The sequence below is a fragment of the Microvirga sp. VF16 genome, from assembly GCF_016864375.1.
Taxonomy (GTDB): Bacteria; Pseudomonadota; Alphaproteobacteria; order Rhizobiales; family Beijerinckiaceae; genus Microvirga.
Genome location: NZ_CP069354.1, coordinates 5,027,979 through 5,043,993 on the forward strand (window position 1 = coordinate 5,027,979; position 16,015 = coordinate 5,043,993).

Sequence of the window (16,015 nt, forward strand, 5' to 3'; positions counted from 1 at the left end):
AGGGTGGCACAGTTCCAAGGACCGCATCAGCCAGGGCTATGATGTTCCCTGCCCTTCATAGTGTTGCATGAGATCAAAGCGTTGACAGAAGCACTCCTTCTGCGGAGCGTCATGTCGGAGGGACAATATTGCATGCCGGCACAAAGCCCGTCTCAATTGTGTTCGCTTGCCACTTCGTCTGTGACGACAGAGAAGGCCGTCAGTACGGACGGACCGAAGCTCGTAGAGATTGCCACATCGGTCGCGTCCCGTCCCGTGGCCATCAGCACCCGCCCGATCCGTGGCGTGTTGTGCCGAGCATCGAAGGTGTACCAGCAGCCGTCCAGGTAGGCTTCGAACCAAGCGCTGAAATCCATCGGATAATCCACCGGCGGAATGCCGATATCGCCCAGGTATCCCGTGCAATAACGCGCCGGGATGTTCATGCAGCGGCACAGGGTGATGGCCAGATGGGTAAAGTCGCGGCAGACACCGACCTGATCGTTGTACCCTTGCCAAGCCGTCCGGGTTGCACAAGCATCCTGATAATTGAACATGATCCGATCATGCACATAATCGCAGATCGCCTGAACGCGCCCCCACCCTCCCTGGATACCGCCGAAGAGACGCCAGGCGGTGTCTGAGAGCTGATCGGTTTCGCAGTACCGGCTCCCGAGCAGATAGACGATCACGTCGTCAGGCAACTCCTCGACAGGCTGCTGCACGGCGCTTGGAACGACAGGATCGTGCAATCCGGAATCATGGATCATGAAATCCGCTGAAAGCTCGAGCCGCCCGGCCGGCGCAAGAAGTCGGGTGCAGACATTGCCGAAGGCATCACGATACTGCCTGTACTCGACCGGAGGATCGCACATGAGATCATCAGGCGTGATAAGGTCCGGCACGCGCGACGGATGAACATTTAGCATCAGGAGCATCGGCGTCGGCTGCGGACACTCGAAGGCGATCCGATAGCCGGCCTGAATCTTCATCGGGTACCCTGCGAGTCGGAGAGCCAAGGCTCACTGCCGGGCGAGGTTGTCCTGCCGGCGCGGCGCGCTGGGCTGCTCTCCGAGGCCGTCACGTTCACCTCGACAGTCATTCCTTCGAAATCACCTGGCTCGCCCATCCATGTTCCGGAGAGCGGTACTGCCTGCCGGGGATCCCGTGCCACCGCGATGCGAATGAGATCGCGATTGCCGATGATGCCATTGGTCGGGTCGAATTCGACCCAACCGGCACCGGGCAGGTAGACTTGGCACCAGGCGTGGGTCGAGCCTCCACCGACATGGCCGGAACCGTCGAGGCTCGGGCTGTAAATGTAGCCGGACACGAAGCGTGCCGCGAGCCCCAGCGCGCGCACGGCCTCAATCATCAGGATCGCGAAGTCGCGGCAGCTCCCGCGATTGAGCATCAGGGTTGTCAAAGGGTCCTGGATCCCAGTTTCCGAGCGTCTGTTGTAGGTGAAGCTCTCCTTGATGGCGTAGGTGAGGGTCATCAGGAGTTCACCCGTCCGCGTCGGGCGTCCCTGATGCAGGAACTTCTGGACCCAGTGATGGATCTGGTGGTCGGGGTCGAGATACTGCCGCTCCATGGCCCGTGTCAGGTCAGGCATTTCCTCCGCGCTGTAGGCGAAGGGATAGGTCTGGGCATAATCCTCCATCTGGAAGTCTGGCGCGTTCAAAGGCAGATGGTCGAGGCGGATGTTGCTCTCGAACCGCAGCTCGGATGCCTCTTTGGTGAACCGTGCAATGGCGACGCAGTTGCCGAAGACATCGTGGATCCATCGCATCGCGCTCGGAGGCGGATCAATCTCGATCCGCGCGTCCAGAAGCCTTTGATCATAGCTGTCGCGGGGCCGGAACATGATCCGGTGCTCACCGAACGAGACGGGCTGCTTATAATGATAAGTAGTTACATGTCGGACCGCGAGAAGGGTCATCTCAGCCGCCAATCAGTGAGGGAACGCTGTCACCGGACCTCCTGCCTGCAAAGAGTTTAGGCTCTAATGATCTGGAGGAGGAAGCCCATAGTTTCGGCTTCCTTCCCGTCGGCAATGTCGCGATCGGGGTCGCCGCTCGGGTGAGCCGATCCAATGAGTTTCGCCCCTCCCGCGCCAGCATCGATTGCAGTTTTACAGAGGGAAGTGCGAATTCGCGGGCTGTCCAACCCTGCCTTGTTCCTCCGGCTCAGTCGATTAGACTTCCTACTGCGCTGGTGGGCAGGACCGGACGATGCGATCCTTGGAGCGCGTTCACATCTTCGGAGCGGCAGGCTGCGGCTCATCCACGCTCGGGCGAGCGCTTGCTCAACAGCTGGAGTGTCAGCACGTGGATGTGGACGATGTGTATTGGCTTGCGACTGTTCCAAACCAAGCGAGCGGCAGCCGAGCGCGTACGGATGCTGGAGGCTGCAACCCGTTGGGCTGGAAACTGGGTGCTTTCCGGTTCGATCGTCGGTTGGGGTGATGCCTTGATCCCGATCTTTGATCTCGTGATCTTTCTGTACATCCCTGCCGAGGTTAGGCTCGCCCGCCTTCGTGCACGGGAACGCGAGCGCTTTGGACGCGAGATCGAGCTGGGTGGTCCAATGTATGAGCGGCATCAGGCCTTTCTTCGATGGGCTGCTGGCTATGACACGGACACCAGCGGGCGAACGCTCGAGACCGACGCCAACTGGCTGGCACAGCTCAGCTGTCCCGTCATGCTCATGACAGGCGAATGCTCGACTTATGATCAGGTCAACCACATCTTGTCATCATGATGTTGCTGTCCTGAGATCAGCAGAGGCACGGTCATGATGCGCGAGAGACTGATCACATCCGCTCAGTTGCGCGCCGGACGGGCGCTCCTCGGATTGTCCCAAGCCGAGCTTGCAGGATGCACGTGCCTGTCCATTCCGACCATCCAACGGGCTGAAGGGGATGGCGATCTTCGCGCCTCCGAGGCTGCCGTGGCGGCCATCCGGGTTGCGCTCGAGGATCAAGGTGTGCTCTTCCTCGAGGCTGATGGCGGAGAAGGACCCGGCGTTCGGCTGCGGTATGCGGGTCCTCCCGATGAGGGCCTCAGACCGGATCAGCTGACGAGCGACAACGACGTCTGATACCACAGCTCAAACAGCCGCGGCCCACAAGTGCATCAGCCTCTGTCAGAAGATGTTGGGGCATGCCAATTTAGCCTTCACGGTGCTTCGGAGCTCTCGATGGCCTACCATGTCCGGTGGCAACTCGTCGGCCGATCCGGGCTGCCGCTCGACAACGGCTGCATCGGCGAGGGCATTTGCGCGTACCGTGATGCGGTGGCTGCAGTGGTTGAGTTCCTGCGGCCGTACCCAGAGGTGAGCCGCTGCCCGACAGAAAGCTACTGGCTGGCGCGCCGGTCGTGCGAGGCTGATCTTGCGGTCTGGATCTGGATCGAGCGGCATGAGGACGAAGGAGCGACCAGGCCAAGTAATGCGTGGATGCCCCCCAAGTGAGGAAGCGGACCAGGTTTCGACATTTGTGACGGACTGACGTGGCAAGTTCACATCACCCAGCGCTGTCGCTCCTCGCTGGATCCACAGGTCTGACGCTTGTTGAGTTCGGTTTTCTTTTGCCCCGGACCTAATTTCTGTCCGCTTCCCTGTTGAGTACTGGCACCAGCTGAACAGCTGCAAGAGGGCTCGCGACGCATGAAGCTGTACCACCGCAATATCACTGCGGATGGAGAGTCATCCGCGATCTTTGCTATTGTCGAGGACGTGGATAGTCTGCCCCATACCCTGGAGTACCAGGACCATGGCGAGGCGGACGAGGAGAGCCTTCTGCCTTACTTCGATGGAGAGAAGAAGCCGCAAGTGGTCAGGAGCCTTGAGGAGGCTCCAGAGGATTATCTGGACTTTGTCTGCCCGGGTGACAATCCGGGGGATACACCGTGGCTGAGTTCTTTGATACGCATGAAAAGTCGCCGATTGCTGCGGGACGCCTGGCGAGGAAGACGGTAGAGACGCACCGGAAACTCCGCATTAGGTCCTCCTAAATCGGCGTCGGCCGGTGTCTGCGAGGATTGCCCGTGCCGCATTGTGACCTGGGGCACCGGTGACGCCACCGCCTGGATGGGTGCCGGAGCCGCACATGTACAGTCCCGCCAACGGCGCCCGGTAGTCCGCATGACCCAGCATCGGCCGGGCGCTGAAGAGCTGATCGAGCGTCAGAGCGCCGTGGAAGATGTCGCCACCGATGAGCCCAAACGTCCGCTCGAGATCGAGCGGACTCATGATCTGGCGCCCCAGCACGCTCTGTTGGAAGCCGGGAGCATAGCGATCCACTGTCGCAATCATTAGGTCGGCCACTTCCTCGCGGTGATCGTCCCAGGAGCGGCCATCAGAGAGGGCCGGCTGTACATGCTGGCAGAACAGGCTCGCCACATGAGCTCCTTTTGGCGCTAGGCTGTCGTCGAGGGTGGACGGAATCAGCATTTCGACTATCGGCTCGCGGCTCCAGCCCTCGCGTTTGGCATCGTCATAAGCCCGGTCCATGTAGGCGAGTGACGGCGCAATGATGATGCCGGCGGTGTGATGGTCGGCGGGTTCGCGGCCCGGCAGCGCGGTAAAGCTCGGCAGCTCCGACAGACCGACGTTCATGCGGAAGGTGCCTGAGCCTGATTTCCAGCGCCGGATGCGGGCGAGAAACTCCTGCGGCAGTGCCTCTTCCGGCACCAGCTGGTCGAAGAGAAGCTTCGGATGAACGTTGCTGGCCACAGCTCGCGCTCGAATGGACCGGCCGTCCTTGAGCACGATGCCCGCCGCCCTGCCCTTCTCGACGATCACCTCCCGGACAGGGGCGCCGACCTCGATCTCCACCCCACGCTCGCGGGCGGCTTTCGCCATAGCCTGCGTGATGGCTCCCATGCCACCGATGGCATGGCCCCAAGCGCCCTTCTTGCCGCTCACCTCGCCGAAGACGTGGTGCAGCAGGACATAGGCCGTGTTGGGGGTGTAGGGACTGGCGAAGGTGCCAACGATGGAGTCGAAGCCGAAGGCGGCCTTGACGCAGTCGGTCTCGAACCAGCCATCGAGGTAATCACCAGCCGACTTGGTGAAGAGGTCGAGCAGGGCCCGCCGCTGGGTCATAGACAGCCGGCGCAGGCGGTTGCCCATGCTCAGGCCTCTCCAGCCCTCGGTCAGCACAGCGCTCCAGCCCCCGTCGACGAGATTGGGCGGCTGCTGCAGCGCCAGATCGCGCAACACATCCGCAATGGCCTCGATCTCAGCCGAGTAGGCCTCGTAGTGCTTGGCATCGCGCTGGCTGAAGCGGGCAATCTCAGAGTGTGTCACTCCCTCACCTGTCTTGAGATACTGCCCGTCCGACAACGGGAAGAAGTTGGCCAGGCGGCGCTCGACAATCTGCAAGCCATGGCGATGCAGGTCGAGGTCGCGGATGATCTTGGGGTTAAGCAGGCTGACGGTGTAGGACGCGACCGAGTTGCGAAAGCCGGGGTAAAACTCCTCCGTCACGGCCGCGCCTCCGACGACGGAGCGCTGTTCGACCACCTTCACCTTCAGACTGGCGGCGGCGAGATAGCAGGCACAGACGAGGCCGTTATGTCCTGCCCCGATGATCACCACATCATAGCTGTCCGCCACAAGCGTCCTCCTGCCGATCCGCCCCCGGATCAAGATATCGGCATCGCGAGGATCCGCTACCCCGCGGACTTATGCAGCCTCTGCGGGCGCCTTGCGCAGGTCGGCCAGAAATGCGGCTCGCCTGCTCGCACGGGGCGGAATGAACAGCTTCGCGCCCATGCTCAGCAGAGTTGCTCATGCGAGCACTGTCGTGGCTCAGGTACTCGCGCCGGTGCGTTCCTCGGCGATGTCCCGGCTTCTGTGAGACTTCAAATGACGCACCCGCTTGTTCACCACCATACCCAGACGTGCAAGAGCCTCCTGAATCTCAGGACGGTGAGACACATCTCGGGCCGAGAACTCATGCCGACACAAGCGGCAGCTCAGATCGGCTCCAAATTGAAGTTTCCGCAGCCGGACCTTGAATTGTTGGTGGCAGCGAGGACAGACCAGATCAATCCGTGTGCTCCCGTGATCTTCGAACAAGCTGCCCTCTCCAATTAAGGCTCGACCAAGGGTCCTGAAGCATGGCAGTAAGGCGAGAGCGAGGCGCCGAGTTGGGCCAGCATGAGGTCGACGGCCTTGGGCGTGACCTGCAACAGCTTGGCCGCGAGCGGCGCCGTGACCAGCGGGCGCGAGGGAACAGGTCTCCCAAGTGCGGCAGCTTGGAATTGCTCCGGATCTTTGCTGTGACCCGGCTCATAAGCTCGCGGGCGATCGCCAGTGCCTCCTCGATCACCTGGCAAAAGCCATCGAGTTTCTCCTTCGCCCCTTCCCTGCCCTGAGGCCGGAATTTTGACTGCTTGAATCCAGCCGCCAGCGACAGCAAATGGTTCGTCAAACCTCGCGCTCGCAGAATGAACGCGGCCATGACCCGTCCCAGCCACGGCAGGCGGGTATAGGGCTTCAGATCGAGCCAAGCATTCCAGGCCGCCGACGCCAGTGGTTGGTGCGCTTGACTACGTCGAGCCACAGGCTCGGCAAAGTGCGCCTTCCACGGATCGGCATCGTTCGCATGCGGCGGATAGGCCTCGTCATCACCAGGATCGGGCTGCTTCACCTTGGACGGCCGCGGCATCTCTCCCGCCACACCCCCGATCCCCCTTAGGGCCGACAATCCATCGATCAACAGTGGCCATGGGGCGAAACAAGCGGGCAGGGCCAGCATGAGGATGGATGGAACACTCAGTCATGGCTCGGTTTAAGGCTTCCGCCATCTCAACATGGTGACATATTCGGCAATAGGGCGGTCCTCACGTGCAACATACCTGCCCCACACAACCTCATGCTCTCGCGGCCATAGTGTGGTTGGGCAAAGAAAAGGCTCCGTAAGGGAGCCTGAGTTTCAGGGAGGACCAATGAACTTCCCAGCCCATCGTCAGTGTCATCCCAGCACTTAGGTGGGTCAATTCACCAAGTCTTTCAGACTGTTAAGAGACAACTATCCTGTACCCCAAGGTGCGGGAAAGCACGGCCGACCTGGCCGCTCAGTGCCATCCTGTCTGGGTCGTGAGCGCCTCATCCCTGACTGGCGTGATGGACAATGACCATGAGAGGCAGAAAGCTTTCCAACGAGGCTCTACCTAATCGGCCAGACATTGACCTTGAGCCCTGTCCACCTGTTGCCGAGTATCTGGCTGCAACCGTGGTGGTCATGAATGTCTGTGCGACCGTGCTGTCGCTCCTGGCCTGATCCGCATCCTGACAGGCGCCTTGCTCCAACGTGCCTGCTCTGGAGGTGGCAATGGAACACCTGAAGTCGACGTGTGCTGCTATCGTCTTCATGGGCATGGCCTCTGGCGCGCTGGCCCAGAGCCACCCTTTGACTTTGCGGATGGTCTGTGGCCAGGCACGAGAATTGGTTGCCGCCCAAGGGGCTATCGTCCTCAATACTGGCCCCGCAACCTACGACCGTTACGTAGGAGGAAATGGTCAATGTGCGTTGGGTGAGACCTTAGAGCCTGTTTGGGTTCCAACAGCCGATACCCCTCGGTGCCCCATTGGCTATCGTTGTCGGCAACGGGCAAGGCCTTCGAGAGGTTAAGGGCTTGAGAGCTGCGTGCCGCCTATTCCACGACCACCTTGTTAAGACATTGCTCCGCCATAACTCATACCGACCGTGCGGCTTCCTCATCTCCAATTATATCCTGAGTGTCTTGGGTGACTTCATGTATTGCCGTCGTGCTGAGATCACCCAAGGTGCGGAGGTGTGAGGCATTTCACAGCCTCCATGGTCAGATTGCGGCACCTTGTGCCCTGTCTGATCCATGGAGATGTTTATGAACCATATGAAACTGGTGTGTGCAGCCATCGGCCTCATCAGCATCAGCTCTGGCGCATTGGCGCAAGGCCGTTCGCTGACCACTGCGATGTCTTGTAGTCAGGCACAGAGCCTTGTCGCTTCCCAAGGAACGGTTGTTCTTAACACCAGTGCCACAAGCTACGACCGATATGTGGCCTCGGGTGCATATTGTGAGATGGGTGAAGTGCCGGGGCCTGGGTGGGCTCCGACAAGGGATGTTCGCCAGTGTTTGGTTGGCTCTCGCTGCGTGGGCGTCGCTCGTGGTAGGTGAGCGGACCTAGGCAATACCTCACCATACGAGGTCCCAAGACACCAATGACATCCTGGATGTCTTGGGGGCCTCTCTAGGTGTCGCAGACTGTTGGTGGGGGTGTGACGCACTTTACAGAACTCTGGGCCAGCGTACGCCATCTTGCAGCCCTCTTAAACATAAGGAGGATGTCATGAGGGCACCTGACCACCACCTTCAGAACGAGCACGGGCTTGAGGCACCGCGCTTTTCTTTGCCCATCGCTTTCCTTCTGGTCATGGGGTCCATCAACGTTGCCGCCACTGTTTTCTCGCTGCTTGCAGCTTGAGGATGATGGATTGTTCTAAAAAAGGGGTGAGTACGCGGTGCTTCATGACCGCAGGGCCTGATGTTTTACGCTGGAAGCTGGTCCCTCTCACGTTATCGCGGTTGGCTGACGCAAGACGACGCCACGGGTTTGCCAGTTTCAGCGGTTCATGTCCGCTTTGGCTTCACATCATCGCATCGTCACCAGTGTCAGCTGGAATGCCCCAAGGGGCAAAGAATCTGAAGTTTATGCTACCGGCTGGGCTGCCGTCACTCTGAAGGAAGACTCGTATGTCTGGCCCCGTGCCATCATGGCCCATGCGATCCGGGCCATCTTATTGGCCAAGGCAACGACGACCTTGAAGGGCTTCTTGGTCAATAGGCTCCGGGCCCAGTCAACCATGGCTGTTCTGGTCTTGCCGGACTTCATGCTGTAGAGCACCGCGTGCGCGCGCACGACCAGCAGCTTATCCAGATGCCGATTGCACCTGCCCCACAGCCTCAGATGGCCTGCACCAGCAGATCGATGCTGGCTTTGGCATCGCCGTAGAACATGCGGGTGTTGTGCTTGTAGAACAGCGGGTTCTCGATGCCGGAATAGCCGGTGCCCTGGCCGCGCTTCGACACGAACACCTGCTTGGCCTTCCACACCTCCAGCACCGGCATGCCGGCGATCGGGCTGTTCGGATCCTCCTGCGCGGCCGGGTTGACGATGTCGTTCGAGCCAATGACGATCACCACATCCGTCTCTGAGAAGTCCGCGTTGATCTCGTCCATCTCGAGCACGATGTCGTAGGGCACCTTGGCCTCGGCCAGGAGCACGTTCATGTGCCCCGGCAGGCGCCCGGCGACGGGGTGGATGGCAAAGCGCACGTCCTTGCCCTTGGCGCGCAGGCGGCGGGTCAGCTCCGACACCGATTGCTGCGCCTGGGCCACCGCCATGCCGTAGCCCGGCACGATCACGACGCTGTCGGCCTCCTCCAGGGCGGTCGCCACCCCATCGGCAGCGATGGCGATCTGCTCGCCGGCAATCGCCATGACGGGTCCCGTCGTAGCCCCGAAGCCGCCGAGGATCACGCTGATGAAGGAGCGGTTCATCGCCGTGCACATGATGTAGCTCAGGATCGCACCGGACGAGCCGACGAGCGCCCCGGTGACGATCAAGAGGTCGTTGCCGAGCGTGAAGCCGATCGCCGCGGCGGCCCAGCCCGAGTAGGAGTTGAGCATCGACACCACCACCGGCATGTCGGCGCCGCCAATGCCTAAGATCAGGTGGTAGCCGATGAAGAACGCCAGCAGGGTCATCGCCACCAGCGCCCAGATGCCGGCACCATTGACGTACAGCACCAGCAGGACGAGCGAAGCCAGGGCAGCCGCGGCATTGAGCCCATGGCCGCCCGGCAGCTTTTTGGCCTTGCCGTCGACCTTGCCGGCGAGCTTGCCGAACGCGATCACCGAGCCGGTGAACGTCACCGCGCCGATGAACACGCCGAGAAAGACCTCGACCTTCAGGATCGCGATCTCCACGCCGCTCTTGTGCGCCAGCACCCCGGCAAAGCCAGTCAGCGCCTGGCGCGCGGCCTCGTCGAGCGCCAGCACGCGGGTGAGCTCGAGATCGGCGTTGACGCCGATGAACACAGCGGCGAGACCGACGAAGGAGTGTAGCGCCGCCACCAGCTGCGGCATCGCGGTCATCGCGACCTTCTTGGCCACAACCCAGCCGAGGGCCGAGCCGATCACCAGCATGGCGGCAATGACGGCATAGTTGCCGACGCCGGGGCCGAACACGGTCGCGCCGACGGCGAGCGCCATGCCGGCGATGCCGTACCAGACGGCGCGCTTGGCGCTCTCCTGGCCCGACAGGCCGCCGAGCGCCAGGATGAACAGGATGGCGGCCGCCACAGAGGCGGCGGAGACAAGTCCAAAGCTCATCGGAGGATCCTCTAAGACTTCTGGAACATGGCCAGCATCCGGCGCGTGACCAGGAAGCCGCCGACGATGTTGATGGTGGCGATCAGGAAGGAGAGCGCGGCGAGGGCCACCACCAGCCAGTGGCTCGAGCCGACCTGCAGCAGGGCGCCGAGCACCACGATGCCCGAGATGGCATTGGTCACCGCCATCAGCGGCGTGTGCAGCGCGTGGCTGACGCTCCAGATCACCTGGAAGCCGACGAAGCACGCCAGCGCAAAGACGATGAAGTGGGCCATGAAGCTGGCCGGCGCATAGGCGCCCACCAGCGCGATCAGCAGGCCACCCAGGATGAGGAGCCCGACCTGGTTTTTTGTCTGGCTCCGGAAGGCGGCCGCTTCTTTAGCCCGCTTCTCCTCCGGGGTCAGCTCCCTCACCTTCTCGCTCAGTTTGGCGGCCGCGATCGCCGGCACCTTGGGCGGCGGCGGCGGGTAGGTGATGGCGCCCTGGTGCGTGACCGTGGCGCCGCGGATCACGTCATCGTCCATGTTGTGGACGATGACGCCGTCCTTGTTCGGGGTCAGGTCGGTGAGGAAGTGGCGGATGTTGTTGGCGTACAGCGTCGAGGCCTGGGCGGCCATGCGGCTCGGGAAGTCGGTGGTGCCGATGATCGTAACGCCATTCTCGGTGACGATCGTCTCGTCCGGCACGGTCAGGTCGCAGTTGCCGCCGCGCTCGGCCGCGAGATCGACGATGACCGAGCCCGGCTTCATCACGGCCACCATGTCGGCCGTCCACAGCTTCGGCGCCGGCCGTCCCGGGATCAGGGCCGTGGTGATGACGATGTCGATCTCGGGCGCGAGCGCGCGGAATTTTTCCAGCTGCTTGTCGCGGAACTCGGGGCTCGACGGCGCGGCATAGCCGCCGGTGGCGGCGCCGTCCTGCGTCTGCTCGAAGTCGAGGAAGACGAACTCGGCCCCCATCGACTCGATCTGCTCGGCCACCTCGGGCCGCACGTCGAAGGCATAGGTGACGGCGCCGAGCGCGGTCGCCGTGCCGATGGCCGCGAGCCCCGCCACGCCGGCGCCCACCACCAGCACCTTGGCGGGCGGCACCTTGCCGGCGGCGGTGACCTGGCCGGTGAAGAAGCGGCCGAAGGCGTTGCCGGCCGCGATCACGGCACGGTAGCCGGCGATGTTGGCCATGGACGAGAGCGCGTCCATCTTCTGGGCCCGCGAGATGCGCGGCACCATGTCCATGGCGATGACCGTGGCACCCTGGGCTCTGGCCTGCTCCAGAAGGCTGGCGTTCTGCGCCGGCCAGACGAACGCGATCAGCGTCTGGCCCTGGCGCAGGCGGCCCACCTCGGCCTCCGTCGGCGGGCGCACCTTCGTGATCACGTCGGTCGCGGCAGAGAGGGCTGCCGCATCCGGCACGACGCTCACCCCGGCAGCCGTGTAGGCGGCATCCGCGAAGCCCGCCTTCTCCCCTGCCCCGGCCTCGACAAAGCACGCATGCCCGAGTTTCTGCAGCTGGAGAGCAGACTCGGGCGTCATTGCCACCCGCGCCTCGCCCGGGAAGACTTCCCTCAGAGTTCCGATCCTCATGGTCACTGTCCTGCTCTGGCGCTGTATCAGGTGAAGCTCAACTGGATCTTCATCGACCGGCTGCGATCGCCGGCCGCCTCGAAGGCCGCCACCGCATCGGCGATCGGAAAGATCCCGCTCATCAACGGCTTCAAATCGACGCGCCGCGCGTTGATGAGGTCGACCGCGAGCGCGAACTCGTCGTGGAAGCGGAACGTCCCCTTCATCTCGATCTCTTTCGCCACCACCAGGTTCTGCGGGATCGACACGTCGCCGCCGAGCCCGAGCTGCACCAGCACCGCGCGCGGCTTCAGCACCTCCAGGCCGGAGCGCACGGCGCTCCCATTGCCCGAGGCCTCGAACTGGACGTCGAAGGTGCCCTTGTTGGCGGCATAGGCCGACAGTGCTTCCGGATCGGTCGCCACATTGATCGTCCGGTCGGCGCCGACAGCCCGCGCCTTCTCGAGCACCGCATCCATGACATCGGTGGCGACGATCTCCCGCGCCCCATGCGCCCGCGCGACGATGATGGCGAGCGCTCCGATCGGGCCGCAGCCGGTGACCAGAACCCGCTTGCCCAGGAGCGAGCCGGCCCGGTTGACCGCATGCAGCGTCACCGCCAGCGGTTCGGCCAACGCCGCCTCGTTGATCGAGACCCCCTCGGCCACCTTGTGGCATTGCCAGTGCTCGGCCACCAGACGCTGCCGGAAGGCGCCCTGGATGTGCGGCATCGGCATGGCGCTGCCATAGAAGCGCATGTTCAGGCACTGGTTCTGCTGGCCCTTGAGGCAATACTCGCAGTGCTGGCAGGGCCGGCTCGGCGAGACCGCGACCCGGTCTCCGATGGCAAGACCCGAGACGCCCTCACCGAGGGAGCGGATCGTGCCGGCCACCTCGTGTCCCAGGATCATCGGCTCGCGCACGCGCACCGTGCCGAAGCCGCCATGGTTGTAGTAGTGCAGGTCGGAGCCGCAGATGCCGCCGGCCTCGATGGCGATCTCGACCTGCCCCGGCCCGGGCGCCTCCGGCGCGCGCTCCTCGATGCGCAGGTCCTTGGCGGCATGAATGACGACGGCTTTCATGGGGCAATCCTTCAGATGACGGGCGTGAGCAGCGGCTGACGGGCAAAATGCGCCGCGAGGTTGTCGCGCACGAGCTGGCCCATGGCCTGGCGTGTTTCCACGGTGCCCGAGGCGTGATGCGGCTGCAGGACGACGTTCTCCAGCGTCAGGAAGCGCTCGTCGATGGCCGGCTCGTTCCAGAACACATCGAGGCCGGCGCCCTTGATGACGTTGCGCTCGAGCGCATCGAGCAGGGCGGCCTCATCGACGGTCGAGCCGCGTGAGACGTTGATCAGGATGCCATCGCGCCCCAACGCCTGCAGGATATCGGCGGTGATGATCTTTTGCGTGCTGGCACCGCCCGCCAGGGTGACGATCAGGAACTCGGACTGCTCGGCCAGGACAACCAAATCAGGCACGAAGGTATACGGCAGGTCGGATCGCTGGGCGACGTCGCAATAGGCGATCGGACAATCGAACGCGGTCAGGCGCTTGGCGACCTCGACGCCGATGCGGCCCATGCCGACGATGCCCACATTCTTGCCGTGGACGCGGGTGACGAGATGCATGTTGGCGTTGCGCCAGCGTCCGTCCCGGACATAAGCGTCGGCCTGCGGGATCTGGCGGGCCACCGCCAGCAGCAGCCCGACGCCGATATCGGCCACGTCGGCGGTCAGGACGTTGGGCGTGTTGGTGACGCGGATGCCGTTCGCCCTGGCGTGCGACAGGTCGATGGCATCGGTGCCGACGCCATAGCAGGCGACGATCTCGAGCCGCGGCAGTGCCGTCATGAGTTCGGCCGAGGCGCCGATCTCGCCGCGGGTGGCGATGGCCCTGACGTTGGCGCCGACATCCTTGAGAAAGGCCGCCCGGTCGGCCGCCTCCCAGAGCCTGTGCACCGTGTAGGTGTTCTCGAGGCCGTCCAGGTCCCAGGCCGGATACGGCCCCATCAGCAGGATCTCGGGCTTGGTCATGGTGAGCGTTCTCCCAGGTCGGCTTTTTGGCGGGCTGCGGCGTGCTTCAGGCGCAGCCGCGATCGTTGATCGGACGGGGATCTGGGCCCGTCATGACGGTAAGCATGGAGCGGGTCGTCGCGTCACAGGCAGGTGGTGATGCCGCCATCGACGTAGAGCGTGTGCCCGTTGACGAACGAGGCGGCATCGCTGGCGAGGAACACCGCTGCACCGATCAGTTCGTCCACGTTGCCCCAGCGGGCCGCCGGCGTGCGCTGCTCGAGCCAGCGCGAGAACTCCGGGTTGTCGACGAGGGCCCGGTTGAGCGGCGTCTTGAAGTAGCCCGGCGCGATGGCGTTGACCTGCAGGCCGTGCCTGGCCCAGTCCGCGCACATGCCGCGGGTCAGGTTCTTCACCGCCCCCTTGGTCGCCGTATACGGCGCGATCCCGGGCCGGGCGAGCTCGCTCTGCACCGAGGCGATGTTGATGATCTTGCCGCGCCCGCGGGCGATCATGGGCCGGGCGACCGCCTGGCCGACATAGAACACGCTGGAGATGTTGGTGGCGAGCAGCTGCTCCCAGCGCTCGACGGGAAAGTCCTCGAGCGGGGTGCGGAACTGCATGCCGGCGTTGTTGATCAGGATGTCGATCGGGCCCTCGTCTTCGATGGCCGCGATCCCGTCCCGGACCGCTTCTGCCGAGGTCACGTCGAAGATCGCCGTCGAGACCGTGTGGCCCGCCGCCGCCAGGTCGGCGGCCGCGGCCTCGATCTTGCCCGGGTCGCGGCCGTTGAGAACCACCGCCGCGCCGTGCTCCGCCAAGCCCCTGGCCAACGCAAAGCCAATGCCCTGCGACGAGCCCGTCACAACCGCACGCCGCCCGGAAAGAGAAAACAACGAAGACACCATGAAAACCTTCTCAATCATCAAGCGCGATGGAATGTCAGATGTAGTTTGTCGTTTATCCCAGCCATTTCCTCATGGCCGGATGGCTTGCAAAGTTAGGCTCAGAAAACCGGTTCGACAAAGACAACTACAATCTGTAGCCATAGCTTTTCCTTATGGCACTGTGATCGCATGAGTCGGAGGCGGAGTATGCGCCTTCGCTCAAGGGGCGAATGGGGACTCAAGGGCGAAGCGGCATCGCAAAAGCAAACGCCGGCTCGCTTGACGCAAGCCGGCGGGAAGGTTCGCCAAGAGCGAACGGACGTACCAGATTTTAGGGAATTGGCTCGAACTTCAGCTCGGTCAGGGGTGTGACCTTGTCGGTCCGCGTCATCTTGAACTCAGTGTTTGGCCCGAGCCATTTGTCCCAGGCCGCATTGATTTCACCGGCCTCATCCATTGCTCTGAGGGTTTCGTTGACCTTTGCCAGCAGGGCAGGCTCGTCCTTCTTCATGCCGATGCCCGTTGGCTGCAAGACCATGGGTTCCTGGATCATCTTCAGCTCAACGCCGCGCGTCTTCGACTCGTTGACGAGCTTCGTGATCGTCATGGTATTTGCGACCATGCCGAGCGCCTTGTTCTGTTGAACCGCCATGAACGCTGAGCCCGTGTCCTGGAACGTCAGCGGCTCGGATCCGTTCATCTTGATGGCGAGCTCAGAGGTTGATCCCTTCGTTGAAGCAAGTCGCTTACCCTTGAAGTCGGCCTTCGACGTTGCCGGATCGCTCGCCTTCACGGCCAGCATTTCCTTGGCCATATAGTAAGGATCACTATACTGGATCTGTTCAGCGCGGCTTAGGGTGTAAGCGAGGTTCGCAATCGTCAGATCGACGCGACCGAGCTTCACCTCCGGCACGCGTGCCTCGACGGACAGCGGCGTAAGCTTTGCCTCGACGCCCCATCGCTTGGCGATCCCCTTGCACAGATCGACATCGAAGCCTACCAGCTCGCGCGTCTTCGGATCCGGAGCCGAGAACGGCGGCACGTCCGCATAGGTGCCGCAGCGAAGCTCCTTGCGAACCATGATGTCGGCAAGCTGATCGGCGCTCGCGGGGGCAATCGCCGCGATGCCGAGCGCAGTGACAGCGAGGCTGAGTTTAAGCAATTTCAGTGACATGTCCTTCT

The 16,015-nt window shown here is 62.9% G+C and carries 17 protein-coding genes and 1 pseudogene; 6 read left to right on the plus strand and 12 right to left on the minus strand.

Annotation, left to right across the window (positions count from 1 at the left end; genetic code table 11):
* Window positions 1-152: 152 nt before the first annotated feature.
* Both JO965_RS23705 and JO965_RS23710 read right to left on the minus strand, forming a co-directional pair.
* Window positions 153-971, minus strand: a complete 819-nt coding sequence (locus JO965_RS23705; RefSeq protein WP_203441395.1) for a transglutaminase family protein — start codon at window positions 969-971, stop codon at window positions 153-155.
* Window positions 968-1,921: a transglutaminase family protein gene (locus tag JO965_RS23710; RefSeq protein WP_203441396.1), complete on the minus strand. Its 954-nt coding sequence runs from the start codon at window positions 1,919-1,921 to the stop codon at window positions 968-970. The genes JO965_RS23705 and JO965_RS23710 overlap by 4 nt, the downstream gene beginning before the upstream one ends.
* Before the next feature lie 413 nt (window positions 1,922-2,334).
* On the opposite strand from JO965_RS23710, the gene JO965_RS23720 reads away from it, so the two are divergent.
* The 4 genes from JO965_RS23720 (at window position 2,335) to JO965_RS23735 (ending at window position 3,960) form a co-directional block, all read left to right on the plus strand.
* Window positions 2,335-2,742, plus strand: a complete 408-nt coding sequence (locus tag JO965_RS23720; protein WP_203444357.1) for a hypothetical protein — start codon at window positions 2,335-2,337, stop codon at window positions 2,740-2,742.
* Between the two features lie 33 nt (window positions 2,743-2,775).
* A complete protein-coding gene (locus JO965_RS23725; protein ID WP_246776663.1) occupies window positions 2,776-3,081 on the plus strand; it encodes a helix-turn-helix domain-containing protein in 306 nt (101 codons plus the stop codon).
* A 99-nt stretch (window positions 3,082-3,180) separates the two neighbouring features.
* Window positions 3,181-3,453: a hypothetical protein gene (locus tag JO965_RS23730; RefSeq protein ID WP_203441398.1), complete on the plus strand. Its 273-nt coding sequence runs from the start codon at window positions 3,181-3,183 to the stop codon at window positions 3,451-3,453.
* Between the two features lie 195 nt (window positions 3,454-3,648).
* Window positions 3,649-3,960 (plus strand): hypothetical protein, encoded by a 312-nt coding sequence (locus JO965_RS23735; protein WP_203441399.1) that lies wholly within the window; start codon window positions 3,649-3,651, stop codon window positions 3,958-3,960.
* A gap of 21 nt (window positions 3,961-3,981) precedes the next feature.
* On the opposite strand, the gene JO965_RS23740 is transcribed toward JO965_RS23735, so the two are convergent.
* The 3 genes and pseudogenes from JO965_RS23740 to JO965_RS49435 form a co-directional block, all read right to left on the minus strand.
* A complete protein-coding gene (locus JO965_RS23740) occupies window positions 3,982-5,601 on the minus strand; it encodes an NAD(P)/FAD-dependent oxidoreductase (RefSeq protein ID WP_203441400.1) in 1,620 nt (539 codons plus the stop codon).
* 479 nt (window positions 5,602-6,080) lie between these two features.
* Complete coding sequence (locus JO965_RS49430) at window positions 6,081-6,326, minus strand: helix-turn-helix domain-containing protein (RefSeq protein ID WP_371826816.1); 246 nt, start codon at window positions 6,324-6,326, stop codon at window positions 6,081-6,083.
* An 8-nt stretch (window positions 6,327-6,334) separates the two neighbouring features.
* A pseudogene (locus tag JO965_RS49435) lies at window positions 6,335-6,748 on the minus strand (DUF1612 domain-containing protein); the annotation flags it as partial.
* Window positions 6,749-7,129: 381 nt separating this feature from the next.
* On the opposite strand from JO965_RS49435, the gene JO965_RS23750 reads away from it, so the two are divergent.
* Complete coding sequence (locus JO965_RS23750; RefSeq protein WP_203441401.1) at window positions 7,130-7,273, plus strand: hypothetical protein; 144 nt, start codon at window positions 7,130-7,132, stop codon at window positions 7,271-7,273.
* 1,052 nt (window positions 7,274-8,325) lie between these two features.
* Entirely contained in the window at window positions 8,326-8,460 is a 135-nt protein-coding gene (locus tag JO965_RS48960) for a hypothetical protein (protein WP_256451900.1), read from the plus strand.
* A gap of 225 nt (window positions 8,461-8,685) precedes the next feature.
* Here the strand turns inward: JO965_RS48960 and JO965_RS23755 are convergent, their stop codons facing one another.
* The 7 genes from JO965_RS23755 to JO965_RS23785 all read right to left on the minus strand — a co-directional run bounded on the left by JO965_RS23755 (window position 8,686) and on the right by JO965_RS23785 (window position 16,007).
* Window positions 8,686-8,895: a hypothetical protein gene (locus JO965_RS23755; protein ID WP_371826817.1), complete on the minus strand. Its 210-nt coding sequence runs from the start codon at window positions 8,893-8,895 to the stop codon at window positions 8,686-8,688.
* 44 nt (window positions 8,896-8,939) lie between these two features.
* The gene (locus JO965_RS23760) at window positions 8,940-10,370 is read right to left on the minus strand and encodes an NAD(P)(+) transhydrogenase (Re/Si-specific) subunit beta (protein ID WP_203439843.1); all 1,431 of its coding nucleotides are present in this window, start codon (window positions 10,368-10,370) and stop codon (window positions 8,940-8,942) included.
* A gap of 11 nt (window positions 10,371-10,381) precedes the next feature.
* Window positions 10,382-11,953 carry a Re/Si-specific NAD(P)(+) transhydrogenase subunit alpha gene (locus tag JO965_RS23765; protein ID WP_203439844.1) on the minus strand — a complete coding sequence of 524 codons (1,572 nt, stop codon included), beginning with the start codon at window positions 11,951-11,953 and terminating at the stop codon, window positions 10,382-10,384.
* A 26-nt stretch (window positions 11,954-11,979) separates the two neighbouring features.
* A complete protein-coding gene (locus tag JO965_RS23770; RefSeq protein ID WP_203439845.1) occupies window positions 11,980-13,014 on the minus strand; it encodes an L-idonate 5-dehydrogenase in 1,035 nt (344 codons plus the stop codon).
* Between the two features lie 11 nt (window positions 13,015-13,025).
* On the minus strand, window positions 13,026-13,967 hold the full coding sequence (locus JO965_RS23775) for a 2-hydroxyacid dehydrogenase (protein ID WP_203439846.1): 942 nt from the start codon (window positions 13,965-13,967) through the stop codon (window positions 13,026-13,028).
* Between the two features lie 122 nt (window positions 13,968-14,089).
* On the minus strand, window positions 14,090-14,854 hold the full coding sequence (locus tag JO965_RS23780) for an SDR family oxidoreductase (RefSeq protein ID WP_203441402.1): 765 nt from the start codon (window positions 14,852-14,854) through the stop codon (window positions 14,090-14,092).
* Between the two features lie 310 nt (window positions 14,855-15,164).
* The gene (locus tag JO965_RS23785) at window positions 15,165-16,007 is read right to left on the minus strand and encodes an ABC transporter substrate-binding protein (RefSeq protein WP_203441403.1); all 843 of its coding nucleotides are present in this window, start codon (window positions 16,005-16,007) and stop codon (window positions 15,165-15,167) included.
* Window positions 16,008-16,015 lie beyond the last annotated feature (8 nt).